The organism is Idiomarina baltica OS145 (assembly GCF_000152885.1).
In the GTDB taxonomy this organism is placed as follows: Bacteria; Pseudomonadota; Gammaproteobacteria; order Enterobacterales; family Alteromonadaceae; genus Idiomarina; species Idiomarina baltica.
Genome location: NZ_CH672403.1, coordinates 349,319 through 366,348 on the forward strand (window position 1 = coordinate 349,319; position 17,030 = coordinate 366,348).

The window sequence follows — 17,030 nt, forward strand, 5'->3', positions numbered from 1 at the left end:
AGGAAGCAAATTATGCCGGCTCACGCCTACTCAACACATATTGTCGCAGCACCTGTAAAATCAAAACCCTCTCAGCAGGCCGTTATTGATCGGTTGCATGAGCACTGTCAACACAGTGACACGCTGGTCTTACTTCACGGTCCACAGGGTAGCGGGAAATCGACCATTAGTGAGCTATTTATTGAGCAAGCCTCTAATTATGCAGAGTGTGCATGGGTGCAAGTCTCTGAGCGGTCATCGGTCGAGCGATTACGGGCACAAATTCTCAACCAATTATTTGGTACCATTAGTTTAAATGACGATACGTTAAGTCGCGAAATACAGCGTCAACGCCCCTTAAATCATGCCGTTATTGTTATCGACAATGGCGAACTGATGCCTGACAGTTTTTTGGCTGAATGCGTTAATACTGTCAATCAACTATGTGCATTAGGGCAACGTGTTAGCATTATCATTTCGGCAGAATCGCGTTGGGTGTTTCAACAAACCCCGCCACCACAATTACGTGTTAAACGTCCCGAGTTAGTGGAAGTACCGCCGCTCGGCAAAGAGGAGCAGATGCGCTTTGTTCAAGCACTTTTGCCCGAACGTCAGCGCCCGCTGTGGAGTCTCGATAAAGTCCAACAGTTTTTAGCCACCATCAATGGTTATCCAGGTGAAATTCAGCAACGCCTGCAGCTCAAACTCATGACGCAAGCTCAACGTTATGTGGAGCCAGAAACGCAAGAAGAAGAGACCTTCTCAGCCTCTTTAGAACACGCCGAAAGCAACCTTGAATCTTTAAAAGCGAAATCGAGCACGCCACTCTTTAAGATTCTATTAGCCAGTACCATACTCGCTTTATTGGGTCTTGCAGCACTAAAACATGAAGCTATTATGACTGCATTTGGGCCAACCAGTTCGGCAGAGTCATCAATTACTGAAGCTGAAGCTAAAACCAATGAACAAGCAACACCTGAGGCTTACACCGATATCAATGCAGCCAACGCGACGGTAGAATTTGAACCTATTGAGGTCAATCAGTTTGATTTTGTTCCGGCTGAGCTAGCTGCATCCTATCGTGCTGCACTGCATTCACTTAATCGTGTCGCGGCCGCGGACGCCGACCCACGTGAGGTCGAGATCGCATTATTTAACGATAAGCGCGTCCCTGTTGCAGTTGCGGACTCCGACACGGCCTCTGGCAGTGAACCCAGTCAATTAACCGATAGTCAGTGGATTCGTCAGCAGCCTGCAACAAATTACGCAGTACAAATAACTATCGCCAGCAATAAGCCCACACTGACCGAATTTATCAAGCGTCACGATCTTGAACAAACCGCACGCGTATATCAACGTCAAAAGGACAACAGCTATGTCGTCATCATTGGCAGCTATGACACTATCGCGGCGGCACGCGCTTATGCAGAATCACTCCCCGAGGCATTAAAAGCCGGCGGTCCTTGGCCTAAGTCATTTGCGGCAGTCCAACGAGAACAGGTTTCCGTTGGTGGAGAGTAATTTTCATATCTTTAGCTTTCGGGTACACTAGCCGTTCAATCCACTAAAGGCCGGCTAATGAAACGAAATCGGGCATTTTTAAAATGGGCAGGAGGCAAGTACGGCCTTGTCGAGCCCATAAAAGCTTGTTTGCCCGAGGGGCGTAAGTTAATTGAACCTTTTGTGGGTGCAGGATCAGTGTTCCTAAATACTGATTATGACCGCTATTTGCTGAACGATATCAACCCCGATCTCATCACCTTGTATCAATTTGTAAAGCGCCGTCCTAAGACGTTTATTGCCGATGCGCGTAGACTTTTTACCGCACGTAATAATCAATCAGACGCATACTACGCGCTCCGTAAGTCGTTTAACGAGAGCAATGATCCTTACTACCGTTCACTACTCTTTTTATATCTCAACCGGCATGGTTATAACGGTCTTTGTCGTTACAATAGTCGCGGTATTTTTAATGTCCCATTTGGCGATTATCGTAAGCCCTATTTTCCAGAGGCGGAAATCGAAGTTTTTGCAGAAAAGGCAAAGCGTGCTAAATTCGTCTGCAGCTCTTTTGAACAAGTGTTCAGGAGAGCCCGAAAAGGCGATGTGATCTACTGCGATCCTCCTTATGCACCGCTTGTACAAGCAAGCAATTTCACAAGTTATGCGACGGGTGGCTTTAGTTTAGATGAGCAAAGTGAACTCGCTCGGCATGCCATACGGGCCGCTTGCAAACGTCATATTCCTGTACTAATTAGTAATCATGATACGCCGCTTACACGCGCATTGTACGAGCGAGCAAAAATTAGTAGTCTTAAAGTAGCTCGCAATATTAGCCAAAAAGGTGATGCACGAAAACCCGTCGCCGAATTATTGGCATTGTTCTCCCATGAACATCAGCAAAATGTGATTCCGATGAAACGTGACATTAAAAAAGTAGGGACATGAACTGGTTTTTAAGAACTTTTGAAGAATTAAACACCCATCAGCTATATGAAATTCTGCGTATTCGCCAAGACGTTTTTGTTGTAGAACAAAACTGTCCATATTTAGATGCTGACGGAACTGACTTTGATGCCGAGCATCTTTTTGCTCGCAACAATCAAGGCAAAATGCTTGCTTACGCGCGCATTTTTAAAGCGTCTGACATAAATCCAATATCAAAAGTCGGTCGCGTTCTCACGACCGCAGACGCGCGACAGTTGGGCTTAGGACGAGAGCTCATGCAACGGGCAATTCAATATCTTGATTCGCGAGCACCGAACGCGCCTATTCAAGTCCAAGCTCAGACATACTTACGGGCGTTTTATCAGTCGTTTGGTTTTGAGGCCGTTAGCGAGGACTATCTTGAAGATAATATTCCACACGTCGATATGCAACGCTCTGCTAAAAATCAATGAGCTCTGAATTCGAACTACAACAAACCGCAGACGGCGTGCAATTAGTTTGGACAGCAGGGCCTAAAGGGATCAAACCGCTTCATCTTGACTTCCGGGCGGGAAAGTCAGGGTACCGCGCGGTGAACTCGAGCTTGAAATCAGAATCACTGATAAAGGCTCTCGGTATTACTGGCAAACGCAAACCATCCGTACTCGACGCAACGGCCGGTTTAGCGCGCGACGCACTCATGGTTGCTGCGTTCGGATCATCGGTTGATTTAATTGAGCGTCACCCGATGGTTCGTATTCTACTCCAGGATGCGCTTGAACGTGGTCGTAATGGCACCGATAAAATCGCGGACTGCTGCCGCCGTATGCAACTACTTGAGGTCGAGCACGTTAAACAGGTTTCTTCAGAACAATACGATGTGGTATACCTCGATCCCATGTATCCAAAGTCGGGTAAACAGCGCGCTCAAGTAAAAAAAGACATGCAGATGTTTCAGCAGTTGGTCGGCGGCGATGAAGATGCGAACGACCTAATTGCTCCAGCGCTAGATGCGGCTAAATTTCGTGTGGTCGTAAAACGACCCGATCATGCCGACTTTTTAGGGCAAAGAGAACCGAACACGCAAATCAAGAGTAAAAAGCATCGATTTGATGTTTATATAAAGCAAGGATTCGAACAGCTATGATTAAAGAAAACGATTTATTACCTGCTGGGTCACTCACTTCAAAAGGCGAACTCGGCATTCAACATTACGACCCGCAAGAGCTATTTGCAAAAGGCACACACATCCTGTTCGCTGTCCCGGGGGCTTTTACTCCGACCTGTTCGGAGAAACACTTGCCAGGCTATGTGTCACTCGCAAACGAGCTGGCTGAACAAGGGGTGCAGAGTATTAATTGCGTTTCAGTCAATGATGCATTTGTAATGAAAGCTTGGGGTGACCACCTAGGGATCGGAGATGAGGTTCGGTTATTGTCAGATGGTAACGGTGAATATAGCCAAACCCTAGGGCTCGCTAATGACACTGGCGCGTTTGGTGGCATTCGCTCAAAACGTTACGCCATGATTATCGTTGATGGCATCGTGGAACATCTATTCGTGGAAGATGAGAAGCAATTCGAAGTGAGTGCAGCAAAATACGTGCTTAATGTATTGAAATCTGAGCAGTAATGGCGTTATTTGATGTAGTGATTATTGGTGCGGGAGCTGCCGGTTTACACTGTGCAGCTCATGCCGCGCGAAACGGCCACAAGGTTATCGTGGTAGACCATGCCAAACAGGCTGGTAAAAAGATCCTCATTTCGGGGGGCGGTCGATGTAACTTCACTAACATGTATGCCAGTCCCGAAAACTACCTTTCCAGTAACCCTCACTTTTGTAAATCGGCGCTTAGTCGTTACACCCAGTGGGACTTTATTGGTTTAGTCTCAGAATACCAAATCCCGTATCATGAAAAGACCTTGGGACAGTTATTCTGTGATGAATCAGCGAAGGACATCGTTCGCATGCTACTCGACGAGTGCGCTCGCTACGGTGCCAAAGTACAACTGAGAACCGAAGTGCTGGATGTCGAATACGAGCATGACACTTATCGTATTAATACCTCGCAGGGTCAACTGAGCGGTCATCAACTAGTCGTCGCCTGTGGTGGACTCTCAATGCCCAAGCTAGGGGCGACACCGTTGGGCTACCAAATTGCAGAGCAATTCGGTCATTCGATCATACCGGTGCGTGCGGGCTTAGTGCCTTTCACTTTGCATCCAACCGAAAAGGACGCTTTTGCTGAGCTAGCGGGCGTTTCAATGAACGTAGCCGCCAGCGCCAATGATGGTCACTTTAGTGAGGCGATGTTGTTTACTCACCGCGGCTTATCGGGTCCGGCGATGCTGCAGGTGTCCTCTTATTGGCAACCTGGTGAGGCGATTACCGTTGACTGCCTGCCCAGTACCGATGCGTTTGAATGGCTACAAGAGAACCAAACTAAACAACCAAAGGCTCAGCTGAATACCGTATTACAGCAGCTGTTCGCGAAACGCGTCGTTACTCAACTCGGTGCGTATCATCAATGGCCGTTGACTCAACGCCTCGCCGATATCAGCAAAAAGACGTTTAAAGCAATCGCTGAGCAACTTAATCAATGGCAAATCAAGCCCAATGGCACCGAAGGCTATCGCACCGCCGAGGTCACCTTGGGTGGCGTTAATGTTGATGAAGTCAGCTCCCAAACCATGCAAAGTAAGCGACAGCCTGGACTATTTTTCATTGGCGAAGTACTTGATGTCACCGGTTGGCTTGGCGGCTACAACTTCCAGTGGGCATGGTCAAGCGCCTATGCGTGTGCGGAAGGGTTGGTTAAAATCAAGTGAGAATAAACTCATTTAAACGCCTTTTTACAGAGAAGTAGAAGACTCTTTAAGTTGTCTTAAAGGTAAAAAATTATGTCTAGTAATGAAAAAACGTTTTCGTTTAATGTAGCAAATATAATTTGGATTTTGTTTTTTGTTGGTGTCCTCGTACTTTTTACAAATACTTTTTCTTTCCACGATATAATTGTATTAGATAAAGATATTGAATACGGAAGTGTCTTATCTATATTAACTCTTCCGACGTATATATATTTTGTTTTTCACTCAATTAAAAAAATTAAAGAAAACAAGAACGATTACATTAAGATAGATGATAACCAACTAATTTACAGAACCTCTGAGGGTACAACGCGGGTGGCGATGAAAGAAATAACGAAGTCACATCTGATTCACAACCTCATGAATAAAGAAATATTTATTGAAACTAATGGCTCAAATTTTTTAATAGACGCTTTTGGATTTCCGAGAGAGGTACTCAAACTCCCTGAAATGATCGAACAAAACAAAAACTCGAAAGTGGGCATTGATAAATCCTGATGCTATAGAAGTCACAACTCTTTATCATTTTCATGTAAAGGACGCACTAAAAGCCGATAAATTACGTATACTCAATCAATAGGGACTTGTTTGGAGTGTATTATGCGTAACACTTTTTCTCGAATTTCGGCCTTGCTGACAACAACTGTTATTCTGTTAGGAATGGTGGCTTGTTCCTCGAAACCCTCTACCGTTATGGTTGGCGAGGCACGTCCTGCAATCAACGTCAACGCTGTCAAACTCTACCTAAAAGAACCCACGCAATATGAAACGGTCGCGCTCTTATCTGTTTCAAGTGACGGTAGTTGGAGCTTCGGTGATCAAGCCCAAATGGATGCTGTTGTCCAACGACTTAAGGAACAAGCGGCAAAGTTAGGCGCCAATGGTGTTCTGTTACAAGCGACGGGCGAAAAACGCGATAGCTCGGTCTATGTTGGCACCGGGTTGGGCAGCTATTCGGGTAATTTAGGCTTGAGTGTCCAACTTGGACGCATGTTTGGTTTAACCGATAAAACCGCCGAAGGTGTGGCGATATACGTGCCGGCGGAAGAATCCAAGAACCCATAGTAGCGTGCGCCTTAGCCGGACGCACGCCATGCAATTGGTCTAGATCGCCTTAACAGCAGCCTCTACACCTTGATCGCCTGTCAGCACATCGAAGTGCTTGCCAATCGTATTATCTGCATCAAGACAACGGATTAGAATACGTGCCACATCTTCTCTTGCAATAGTGCCACGCCCTAAGTTCTCGGCAAGCTCCACCTTCTCTGTACCTGACTCGTCTGTTAAGCCGCCAGGACGCACAATAGTCCAGTCAAGCTCGCTACGCATTAACTCTTTGTCGGCGTAATGTTTTGCGACATAGTAGGGCAGTAAATCTTCGTTCCAATGCTCGCGGTTATGTGCCTGCAACGCACTGACCAAGATAAAACGATCCGCAGCTACCGCATGCGCTGCTTCCATCGTTTTAACGGCTCCGTCTAGATCAACCATGAGCGTTTTATCATCACCTGTCGCGCCTCCAGAGCCGGCCGTAAAAATCACCGCATCGATGTCTTCAAACGCTTTCTCAATATCGCTTACAGGACCTTCAAGATCTAACAAACGCGCGTCAACACCTTGATCTTTCCAGCCATCCACTTGTGCTTGCTTCCGCACCATCGCAACAACCGGGTGAGTCTTTGCATGTTGCAACTGCTCGACCACATGCGTACCTATCTTCCCGTTTGCACCAATCACGGCAACTTTCATAACGCCTCCAGATTTTAATAAATTGTCTATGTATATTTCACTTACGAAAAATTATCGTTAAGAGTTCATGAACTAGAGGGATCTGAGTAGACATTTAGATACGTATTAGTCATGATTTATTACATTCAATTATATGGAATTTTTTATCATGCCGCATCGTACCTTACTCCCTTTATTCTGCTTATTCTTTGTTGCTATGCCTTCACTTAAAGCGCAGGAGTTATCAGCAATGCAAGAGTGCCTCCTTGATGCAATGAATAAGGAAAAGGCCTCGTTAACGATTGCAGAAGTGCGTCAGCAATGCATGGAGAAGCTACGTCAAGAAGAGTCAGAAGACGTGGTTAAGATTGATAAAGTCGAAGATCCTGGCGCATTGACCAAACGCTTACAAAGCGAAAAAGTAACCGAGTTTGATCCATACGTGCTCACGCCTCACCGCCGTAATTACATCTTACCCGTTTGGGGAACAACCGACATTAACACGGCGCCCTACCAAAACTTCCAAGGCTATGAGGACAATCTTGAAGAGTACGAAGCAAAGCTTCAGCTAAGCTTTAAAGTGCCTGTCAATAAAGAGAGCTTGCTCGTTGAAGGCGACAAGCTTTTCTTCGGCTTTACAATGCAGTCTTGGTGGCAAGTATACGCGAGTAATATCTCAAAGCCGTTTAGAGAGACCAATTACCAACCTGAGGTATTTTATACAACACCGACAGGCTGGCATCCATTTGGTACTAATACGGGCTTAGCTGTTGGTGTTGAGCACTTGTCAAACGGACGTAGCCAAGAACTTTCGCGCAGCTGGAACCGTGCTTACGTGCAGTTAGTCGCAGAAAAGGGGCCCTTTGTGTTCAGCCTAAAACCATGGATTCGCTTCCAAGAGGATGAAAAGTCCGATCCGATGCAGTCTTCAGGCGACGACAACCCTGATATTACCGACTACGTTGGCGACTATGAATTCACCATCGCTGCTAATATCGATGACTTTGAATATACATTAAACTTGCGACATGCCATCGAAACAGGTCGAGGCTCAGCGGAATTCAACTTCACTTTCCCACTTTGGGGCAAATTCATTGGCTATACCAGTTTGTTTACTGGGTACGGCGAGAGCTTAATTGACTACAACCACAAACAAACACGTTTTGGTGTGGGGATCGCGCTCAATAATGTTCTCTAACGCTTACCGGCCGTAATCGTCGCCAGCTGTTGAGCAAAATACTCAGCACCTCGGCGGCGGCAATATTCTATATTACGCTCGGGAATCTTCTCGGGGTGCTCGAATTGCTCTAATGCCTCTTCCATCATAGCCTCTCGAAGTAGGTGCAGTACCGGATAAGGAGAGCGATTGGTATAGTTCTCTGGGTCACTTTGCTTGGCATCCGCAAAACAGTAGTCGGGATGAAAGTGTGCCAGTTGGAATTCGCCATCAAAGCCTTGCATCACTATGAGTTCATTGGCTTGGTCTACCAAATCCAAGAAATCGTAAAACCCCTCCACGCCTCTAGGAACAATAAGAAGTGTAGTCGCAATAGCGTCGTTCTGTTGCAAGTTTAACAACTCATGATTCAGCGCTGCGAGCTGAGTCTGTCGGTCTTGCTCAGCTACAACGCAGTACCGGATACGCTTAGCGTCGACCTCCGGTCGTGCAAATGGGCAAAAGTTGAACTTAACCACAACCTCTTGTACCCAGCGTTGGGTTTGGTCAATAATGGTTTGCTGGCTCATCGTTAATCATCCTAAATTATGAAAGCACTTGAACTCAAAGTTCCACCGCTATTACTCATTTTTTTAATCGCCCTACTTATGTATGGTTGCGCGGTCCTGTTCCCTTCTGTTCGCTTCGGGTGGGTGCCGATGTGGATACGCATTATTTTATTAGCACTGGGTATTCTATTACCTCTATTGGGATGGATTGAGTTTCGTAAAGCAAACACCACCGTTGATCCCCGCATACCCGATAAGTCGAGCACATTGGTGACGCGCGGTATTTACCGCTGGACACGTAACCCAATGTATCTAGGCTTTCTAATTATTCTTTTTGCTTGGGGTTTATCACTACACAACATGGCAGCCTTGTTGGGCTTACCCCTCTATATGTTCTACATGAACCTATTTCAAATCAAACCAGAAGAGCGCCAGCTCGAAAGCTACTTTGGTGATACCTACCGTGACTATAAAAAACGCGTGGGACGCTGGTGGTGATTAAACCACTAGCTCCACCAGTTCGCTTAAATGACGGATAGTATGATTCGGTTTAACTTCTTCGGGACAAGTGGCTTGGTGTTCATTCAACCAGCAAGTATGCCAGCCTGCACGTTGTCCCCCCAATATATCCGAATACGGATTATCCCCGACCATTAAGATGCGACTGGTCGGAACCTCCTCCGAGATATGCTGACGATGCGTATGCTGGAAAATCTCAGGGTGTGGTTTTGCCACACCAAGCGCTTCAGAAACCACCACAAACTGAAAAAACTGTTCAAACTGATGCGTTGCGAGTCGCTCCTGCTGAAGCTCGACGAAGCCATTGGTGATAATGCCCATGCGAACTTTATCGTCGAGTGCAGTGAGCATTGACCCTGCCCCATCAAGCGTTGAGGAAATAGTACCCATCTGCGCCATAAATTGACGGTTGAGCTCTGTAGATGAAACCCCCAAACGATCTTCCCAATCCACAAAGCGTCGTGCTTTAATATCTGCGGCAGAAATTTCACCGCGTTGGAACGCCTCCCATAAGGGTGCATTCACTTCTTTAAACCGTTTAAAGTGCGTTTCGGTAAAGTCAACGTCGTAAGACTGTAATAGCTGGGTTAGACCGCGCTTAGCATCGAACCTAAATAGTGTTTCATCGGCATCAAATACAACCCAATCATACGCCATTGCATACTCCTAGTTAGCGACTGTCCTGCGTTTTCTGAGCGGCCATAATAACAAGCTCAACAACAGATCGGCTAGCAAACTAATAAATAAGCCGACTACGACAGCCATAACGAGAGCCTCAGGTGTCAGGCGTACCGCATAGTCATAACGCGCCCAAGCTTCTCTACGAATATCAGTAATCGGAGACAAAAATGTCGTTTGGTAACGTTGCCAATAGCCCTGTTGGTATTGGTTCCAAGCGGACTGAAGCATCTGGTAGCGCTGATAAATGGTCTCGATGCTATCTCCGCCATCAATAAATACCGGATCATCTGAAGCGCGGTAATAGTCAATAAGACGCTCAATAGAGCCATCAAAATAGCGGTCGGCTTCCTGTTGAAACTCCGCTACGCTCGCTTTCGCCTCGTTAAGATGTGCGTAGACGGCATCACCGTATTGGTCGACAAATTGCGGTATTTGAACACCTATCATAGCCGCCACAAAAAAACATATTAAGCGTCCATACGCTGCTAATCTTTTCATTTTTGAGAGCCTCGCCATCGCGCGATCTGCGCTTTCAACTCGGGTAACACCTCATCTTCGAACCATGGATTTTTAGCAAGCCAGCGGTTATTGCGAGGGCTCGGATGGGGTAATGGCAGTATGCCCTGTTCTAACCACGCCTGCCAATTCTTTACGCGCTCTGTGAGTGTTCGCTGGAGCTTGATACCGGTAAGTTGCTGAGCATGCCATTGCTGAGCATATTGTCCGATTGCGAGCGTGAGTTGTAAGTGGGGTAGTTGTTCAAGTAATTGCTCGCGCCAAGCGTCGGCGCATTCAGGTCGTGGGGGCGCATCTCCAGAGCTCGTAGTACCCGGGTAGCAAAAGCCCATCGGTAGGATGGCAAACTGCCGTGCGTCGTAAAAATCTGACTTATCGACACCAAGCCACGCTCTCAAGCGCTCACCGCTCGGATCATCAAACGGTTTGCCCGAACGATGTACGCGAATACCTGGCGCTTGGCCCGCTATGAGTATCCTGGCGTGCGGATGAAATTGAATAACAGGGCGAGCCCCTAAAGGTAATTTGGGCTCACATAGAGAGCAATTACGTACATGTTGTACAGTGGTTTGCCACGCGCTCATTACAAGCTCCTTAATATAAGACGCTTAAATAGCGTGGCAAACTTACTCGCTCAATTCAATTGGTTTACTTTTCGATGAACGCTTGCTCGATAACGTAACTGCCTTGTTTACGCGAGGTCGCTTTACTAAAGCCGCGTTCGTTCAAGATAACCATTAAATCTTGTAGCATGGCATCATTGCCACATAACATGAAACGATCGTGCTCAGGGTCGATATCAGGTAAATTCAGCTTACGCGTAAGCGTGTTCGACTCGAGCAACTCGGTGATACGTTTCTGATGATCTTCATCACGGAAGGGCTCACGCGTCACTGTTGGGTAGTAGCGTAGCTTTTCCTTGACCCAATCACCGAAAAATTCATTGTTGGGCAAATCCTCGCCGATTTCTTTCTGATAGGCGAGTTCAGAAACATAACGCACACCATGCACCAACACCACTTGTTCGTACTGCTCGTAGATATCGGGATCTTTAATCACACTCATAAACGGCGCTAGACCAGTCCCCGTCGAGAGCAAATACAAGCGCTTACCAGGTAGGAGGTGTCCTGGTACCAAGGTACCTGTTGGCCGTGTTGACATGATCACTTCATCGCCTACTTCGATATGTTGAAGACGCGAGGTCAGTGCGCCATCCGGTACTTTAATACTGAAAAACTCGAGCTCTTCTTCATAGTTTGCGCTTGCAATACTGTAAGCGCGCAGCAGAGGTTTATCGTCGACCTCTAAGCCAATCATCACGAATTGTCCGTTTTCGAATGTGAACGAACGTTGTCGTGTGGTTTTAAAACTAAAGAGGGTATCGTTCCAATGACGTACTTGAGTGACTTTTTCTGCAATGGTACTGCGCATAGCGACTCCTAGATCACTGTTTAAATCTCGAACAGTTTAACATACGAAAATCTAAATGAGAATTTTTTTCATTTAGTATTGAAAATGAGAATAAATCGCATATAATTAAATTGCACTTCACGTTAGTTAGCTGTGTGAGCAGTTGTCGTACGGTGATTCGAATTACAGGCGCGAAGCACCGTACGGCTCACATTTTTAGAGTGCGCCATGGCACACTCTGTTCTTACCTAAAGACTTGGCACGGTAGAGTGCTCTATCAGCACGATTCAGAATCGATTCAAATTCATCGTCTTGCGTCTCGAATAATGAAATCCCAATACTCACTGTATAATCCACTTCCTCGCCGCTGTGCACAATAGAGTCGAGCTCTATCGCTTGTCTTAATCGTTCTGCAATTGCCAACACCTGTGGCATATCTGCATCGCGGATTAACAAAGCGAATTCTTCGCCACCAATGCGGGCTGCAATATCGTTCATGCGTACAGCGTGATTAAACTGTTTTGCTAACGCCTTTAGCACCTCGTCCCCCGCACTATGGCCGTAGCGGTCATTGATGACCTTAAAAGAATCGATATCCATCATAACGACAGCGGCTTGATGACCCTTTCGTTTGAATAAATCATGGCTTTGCTGCAGTTCACTCATAAAAAAGCGACGGTTGGGTAATTGCGTTAACGCGTCGGTATTAGCAAGATGCTGTAACTGTTTTGTTACTTTGTCATGGGAAGCCATCTCAGCATCCGCGAATCGCATGCGCATTTCTGCTTCCGCTCTTGCCTCGCCCTCTCGCGCCAGCGCACGCATCAGATCTAAATTACGGATGGAAATTGCCGCCTGTGCAGCAATAAATTCCACAATGGGCATCTGCCTGTCGTTAAAAGCATATCGGTTGCGGCTATGCTCCAAATACAACACACCGACCAAGTCACCCAAATACACCAACGGTACAGTCACTGCCGAACCGGAAAATTCACCTAATTGGTTACGCTTAATATCTTCGGCACGGTTGTGCCAACTTCGGTTGGTCAGCGTATTTTCATTAATGTGTTGCAGCTTTTTTACTCTGGCGACATGGCGAATCATTTCCGTCGGTAAATTATTTACGTGCTCCAACCTAACGCTTGGCTCAAAATATTTTTCCAAGTGATGTTCTACGTCCATTACTAGCTTTAGCTCGTCATCTTCACACTGCAAAAGTGCCAATCGCTGGGCGCCTGTTTGTCGAACCAGTATACGAGAGACTTCAGAAACAAGTTGCTCATGCTCAGTAAACGCGGACAGCGCTTGCGCAATTTCAATCACAACATCCATACTCATCGCGTACCCCGTCGAACGGGTCTTACGTTCGCTGTCATGTATCAATTCGATCGCATCCCAACGCTCCATCGCATGATGCCGTTGGGAGGAATACTCCGATGCAAATCCAGGGTGCCCTTTACTTTGCCAGTAATGCTGCGCGCGCGTGGCTATCATAGCTGCTGTGTGCCACTGCCCTTGCTTCTGCGCTTGGCGCAAGGCAGCGTCATAATCTTCCAATGTTTGCGGCATATCACCTTGTCGACGTGCTTGCTCAGCACGCATTAACGTCAACCAATGGCTAAAGTTATCAGGCTGCCATTCTGCCCAGGTTTGATAACGCGTGATTGCTACGTTTAATGAATCTGTATCTAACTGTTCAAGCTGGCTTAATGCCAGCGCACGAAGGCCAGGCCAGTGCGCCATCGGCAGTAAGCCTTGTACCGATATATGTTCAATGTAGCGCTCGCACCGTTCGAGCGACTTTTGCACAATAATTCTATCGTTACCGACTAACCCTTCAATCAAACGCATGCAACTGAGGATAGCGAGCACTTGGTGATTATGGTTAGCTTCGGCTTGAGCTACATGTTGCTCAAAGCTACCTCGAAAGTGACCTATGCCACTCAACCGGTACATGACCCCTAGGGCCCCTGTCATTAAATCAATGCCCCAAGTATTACCGCGCTGCATGGCGTACTCTAGGTAGTGCTCTACACGCGGAACAAGCTCGGAAAGCGATTCACCGGAAAAAAACCGACAGTAAGTATCATGACCAAAGCCATATACTGCATACTGTAAATTTCCCGATTGTTGACCACATCGGTATGCCGCCATGTAATCATCGCTCGCGAGACGTTGGGCTCTAAACCAATGATTTAAGGAACTCCCCATCATCAGAAAACCCATACTTTGCGCACTCGTATCGCCACGTTTTCGAGTTAACCGTTCGGTAGCATCGTAAAGTAATTTAATTTGTTGGCTATCAGCCAACTGGTGATTAACCATCAGCCCACCGATCGCTGGTAGCGTATAACCGGTAGCACCGTTCGCACCATAAGCGCTGATTAACTTGAACTGCGCGATGACCACACTCGACCATAGACGTGGAAATGCTCGATAACATGGCGGTCCCATGGCTATCAATAAGGCGAGAATGGCCTGTTGTGTTTTATCGGTGAGCACTGGCAAATGCGCTAAGTCATTAAAAGAGAGGCTGTCTAAAGAATCCGATACGTTGCAACGCAACGCTGCCGTGCTGAGTTGTGCTTCCTCAGGCAGGCTCACATCGAACAATGCAAGCCCTTCACGCGCTACATTGACCGCTTTCTGATAATCAGCATTTAAGGTGGCTTGCTGCACCCACTGGGTATATAAGCTGGCCTTATCAAGTAACGAATCAGTATTGCCTATCGCTTGGCGTACAAAATACTCGGCGCGCTCAAAATTTGAGTTGAGGTACTCAAGTTCACCACGCTCAGAATACACTTGGTAAGCAAGTTCTGGATCTACTGACCATAAATCATCAAGGCATGGATTTTCATGCATTCCCTGATGCACGATCGTTAAAGCCTCGGCAAAGGCGCCTGCCGAAGCCGCTTTCTTAGCAGCATTGATGACTAGCCCAAGAAATTCTCTTTGTTCGACTCGGGTGTCAATAAACTGCTTACCACGGTACAGGTGGTTAACGATTCGGATTGAGTAAACTTCTGGATGAGCCGTGGCTTGCTGCAATAAATGTGTACCCAACTGATAATGCACTTTGGCACGACTGCTCGTATCAAGTGTGCGATGGGCGACATCCTGCACTCGATCATGAATGAAATGAAATCTCATGTTCGATTCATCCAATATCGGCGACTTAATATTAGCCTCTACGACAACAAACTCATCGTTAATTGCGGGTAACAGCTGCTCCAAAATCGTTTCAGGTGTCTTTCCCGTCAGTCTAACTAAAGACGCCATATCAAAGCGCACACCAATGCACGCGGCTTGAGCGAGTAGGTACTGCACGTCAGTTTGCAAAAGTTGAAACCGCAACTGTATGACTGAGAAAATATCGTCAACTTGGTCCAACTCATCAATTGCATCCATTCGCCACCGCCAGCCGGTCTCCAGTTGATACTGAAGTAATCCTCTCTGACTGAGAGTTTTTAATAGTTGCCAAACCATAAACGGGTTGCCATGGCTATGTTTATGCAACCAATCAGCTAACTGTTTAAATTGACGCGTTTCGTGTTGAACCTTTTCGGCGAGTAACAAAGAAATATCGTCGACAGATAACTCGTCAAGTTGAATATGCTTAAGCGGAATCACATTAGCACGTTCAATTTCCTGAATCGCGATACTGAGCGGATGTCCACTATTCACCTCATCTTCTCGCACTGAACCAATCAACAAAACAGGCGCTCGACTCGGTTGAGTCAGTATCCATTCCAACAGCTCCACGGACGCTTGATCCGCCCATTGCAAATCATCTAGAAAGATCACCAAAGGACGTTCAGCATACTCAAACACGGAAAGCAATCGGCGAACGGTTTCATTAAGTCGTTGTTTTGCCTCCGACGAGGGCAAATTAGTTTGTTGCGTTGCTATTGTCGAGTCGGAAAATCCAAGGCTGCTTTTAATATCAGGTACCCAACTCAAAAAGGCAGCCAGGTAGTCAGACATTGCTTCAGCGAGCCAAGACCGCCATTGAGTAAGCTGCTCACTCGACATCTGCCTAAAATAGCCCGCCAGCGACTCAATTGCTAACAGCCAACCAATGTATGGAACACCGCTAGTCGAGTGCTCATACTTACCCGAGATAAAAAAAGCATTGTCAGCGGTCATTTGTGGATACAAATTACGCACCAACGATGTTTTTCCTAAACCTGAGCGACCATTAATGAATACGCCTTGCGTTCCACCCTCGCGACTCATGCTGTATTTTTTTTCAAGCTGTCGAAGTTGGTTATCGCGTCCATAGAGCGAACCGACCCGCTCTATCTCGCTCGTGAATCCCAATCGCGAAATGATGCTGATATCATCCATACGCTGTCCTAATACCACTTGGCGTACCGTCACAAGATCGTTCAGTAATGCATCTACGTCACGGTAGCGTTGATACGGCTGCTTAGCCAACAATCGCGCGACGACCTCTGCCAGAACCTCAGGTAACTGAGGATTAATGTGATTCAAACGTTTGGGTGTTACTACTAGATGCTGGTGGACGATTCGCGCACTTGAGTCAGCGGTAAATGGATAGTCTCCAGCAAACCAATAATATAAAATCACTCCAAGACTATAAAGATCACAGCGAGCGTCACCTATCGCTTGTGAACGACCGGTTAACTCCGGTGCGACGCACCTCAAAGAGGATACGTTCTGTGGAAGAGGGAGCCAGGGTGTGTGAATAAATCGAATCTGCGTGACGGTCGCTAAATCAATCACTATGGCATGTTGGTCGGTTACGTAGAAAATCGAGGGGTTCAAAGCACGATGAATTAAACCCGTCTGATGAATGTGCTTTACCGCACCCACTATACGCTCTGCAACACCGATCGCTTCAAGTAAGTTATCCCAACGTAGTTCGTCGAGCCAGCCTCCTTGAGGCAAAACAAGCCCATGCTGATCGCCGTTATCGAGGAAGTAGTTAGGATTAACAACCTGATGCCAACGGTTATCGTTTTTTAATCGCTCGCCTGCTAAAGACTCAGCCCCTGCCTCAACACGCTTTAACCAAACTGAGCGCTGATTGTCCCGTTCAATACAATCAAATAAAACGCGGTCATCGAGCTTTCGTGTTGAATATGGCATTCGCGACAGAGATCCTTTTGTCATGGTTCTCTAAATATAGTTAAAGATAGGCGTCTTTACATT

At 46.7% G+C, this 17,030-nt stretch carries 17 protein-coding genes; 10 read left to right on the top strand and 7 right to left on the bottom strand.

Annotated elements, in window-relative coordinates; translation table 11 throughout:
* Positions 1 to 12 precede the first annotated feature (12 nt).
* The 8 genes from OS145_RS03060 (at position 13) to OS145_RS03095 (ending at position 6,338) form a co-directional block, all read left to right on the top strand.
* Positions 13 to 1,500, top strand: coding sequence for an AAA family ATPase (locus OS145_RS03060; protein ID WP_006954603.1), 1,488 nt, complete (start codon positions 13 to 15; stop codon positions 1,498 to 1,500).
* Between the two features lie 57 nt (positions 1,501 to 1,557).
* A complete protein-coding gene (locus tag OS145_RS03065; protein ID WP_006954604.1) occupies positions 1,558 to 2,427 on the top strand; it encodes a Dam family site-specific DNA-(adenine-N6)-methyltransferase in 870 nt (289 codons plus the stop codon).
* Positions 2,424 to 2,879 (top strand): GNAT family N-acetyltransferase, encoded by a 456-nt coding sequence (locus OS145_RS03070; RefSeq protein ID WP_006954605.1) that lies wholly within the window; start codon positions 2,424 to 2,426, stop codon positions 2,877 to 2,879. Before OS145_RS03065 ends, OS145_RS03070 begins: the two co-directional genes overlap by 4 nt.
* Entirely contained in the window at positions 2,876 to 3,553 is a 678-nt protein-coding gene (locus OS145_RS03075; RefSeq protein ID WP_006954606.1) for a class I SAM-dependent methyltransferase, read from the top strand. Before OS145_RS03070 ends, OS145_RS03075 begins: the two co-directional genes overlap by 4 nt.
* Positions 3,550 to 4,038: a peroxiredoxin gene (locus OS145_RS03080; RefSeq protein WP_006954607.1), complete on the top strand. Its 489-nt coding sequence runs from the start codon at positions 3,550 to 3,552 to the stop codon at positions 4,036 to 4,038. The genes OS145_RS03075 and OS145_RS03080 overlap by 4 nt, the downstream gene beginning before the upstream one ends.
* Complete coding sequence (locus tag OS145_RS03085) at positions 4,038 to 5,234, top strand: BaiN/RdsA family NAD(P)/FAD-dependent oxidoreductase (RefSeq protein ID WP_006954608.1); 1,197 nt, start codon at positions 4,038 to 4,040, stop codon at positions 5,232 to 5,234. Before OS145_RS03080 ends, OS145_RS03085 begins: the two co-directional genes overlap by 1 nt.
* A 72-nt stretch (positions 5,235 to 5,306) precedes the next feature.
* Positions 5,307 to 5,771, top strand: coding sequence for a hypothetical protein (locus OS145_RS03090; protein WP_006954609.1), 465 nt, complete (start codon positions 5,307 to 5,309; stop codon positions 5,769 to 5,771).
* Between the two features lie 102 nt (positions 5,772 to 5,873).
* Positions 5,874 to 6,338 (top strand): hypothetical protein, encoded by a 465-nt coding sequence (locus OS145_RS03095; protein WP_050749969.1) that lies wholly within the window; start codon positions 5,874 to 5,876, stop codon positions 6,336 to 6,338.
* Positions 6,339 to 6,377: 39 nt separating this feature from the next.
* On the opposite strand, the gene OS145_RS03100 is transcribed toward OS145_RS03095, so the two are convergent.
* Entirely contained in the window at positions 6,378 to 7,022 is a 645-nt protein-coding gene (locus OS145_RS03100) for an SDR family oxidoreductase (protein ID WP_006954611.1), read from the bottom strand.
* A 148-nt stretch (positions 7,023 to 7,170) separates the two neighbouring features.
* Between OS145_RS03100 and OS145_RS03105 the strand changes: the two genes are divergently transcribed.
* On the top strand, positions 7,171 to 8,199 hold the full coding sequence (locus tag OS145_RS03105; protein WP_006954613.1) for a phospholipase A: 1,029 nt from the start codon (positions 7,171 to 7,173) through the stop codon (positions 8,197 to 8,199).
* Here the strand turns inward: OS145_RS03105 and OS145_RS03110 are convergent.
* Positions 8,196 to 8,747, bottom strand: coding sequence for a DUF1415 domain-containing protein (locus OS145_RS03110; protein WP_006954615.1), 552 nt, complete (start codon positions 8,745 to 8,747; stop codon positions 8,196 to 8,198). The two genes, OS145_RS03105 and OS145_RS03110, sit on opposite strands and share 4 nt — an antisense overlap.
* Before the next feature lie 129 nt (positions 8,748 to 8,876).
* On the opposite strand from OS145_RS03110, the gene OS145_RS03115 reads away from it, so the two are divergent.
* A complete protein-coding gene (locus OS145_RS03115; protein ID WP_242603645.1) occupies positions 8,877 to 9,224 on the top strand; it encodes a methyltransferase family protein in 348 nt (115 codons plus the stop codon).
* Here OS145_RS03115 and yjjG read toward each other — a convergent pair whose 3' ends face one another.
* The 5 genes from yjjG to OS145_RS03140 all read right to left on the bottom strand — a co-directional run bounded on the left by yjjG (position 9,225) and on the right by OS145_RS03140 (position 16,967).
* Positions 9,225 to 9,902 carry a pyrimidine 5'-nucleotidase gene (gene yjjG, locus OS145_RS03120; protein WP_006954619.1) on the bottom strand — a complete coding sequence of 226 codons (678 nt, stop codon included), beginning with the start codon at positions 9,900 to 9,902 and terminating at the stop codon, positions 9,225 to 9,227.
* Between the two features lie 9 nt (positions 9,903 to 9,911).
* Positions 9,912 to 10,424: a DUF2937 family protein gene (locus OS145_RS03125; protein WP_006954620.1), complete on the bottom strand. Its 513-nt coding sequence runs from the start codon at positions 10,422 to 10,424 to the stop codon at positions 9,912 to 9,914.
* On the bottom strand, positions 10,421 to 11,026 hold the full coding sequence (locus OS145_RS03130; RefSeq protein ID WP_006954621.1) for a uracil-DNA glycosylase family protein: 606 nt from the start codon (positions 11,024 to 11,026) through the stop codon (positions 10,421 to 10,423). Before OS145_RS03130 ends, OS145_RS03125 begins: the two co-directional genes overlap by 4 nt.
* Positions 11,027 to 11,090: 64 nt before the next feature.
* On the bottom strand, positions 11,091 to 11,873 hold the full coding sequence (locus OS145_RS03135; RefSeq protein WP_006954623.1) for a ferredoxin--NADP reductase: 783 nt from the start codon (positions 11,871 to 11,873) through the stop codon (positions 11,091 to 11,093).
* Between the two features lie 195 nt (positions 11,874 to 12,068).
* Positions 12,069 to 16,967, bottom strand: coding sequence for a diguanylate cyclase (locus tag OS145_RS03140; RefSeq protein WP_006954625.1), 4,899 nt, complete (start codon positions 16,965 to 16,967; stop codon positions 12,069 to 12,071).
* Between the last annotated feature and the right edge of the window lie 63 nt (positions 16,968 to 17,030).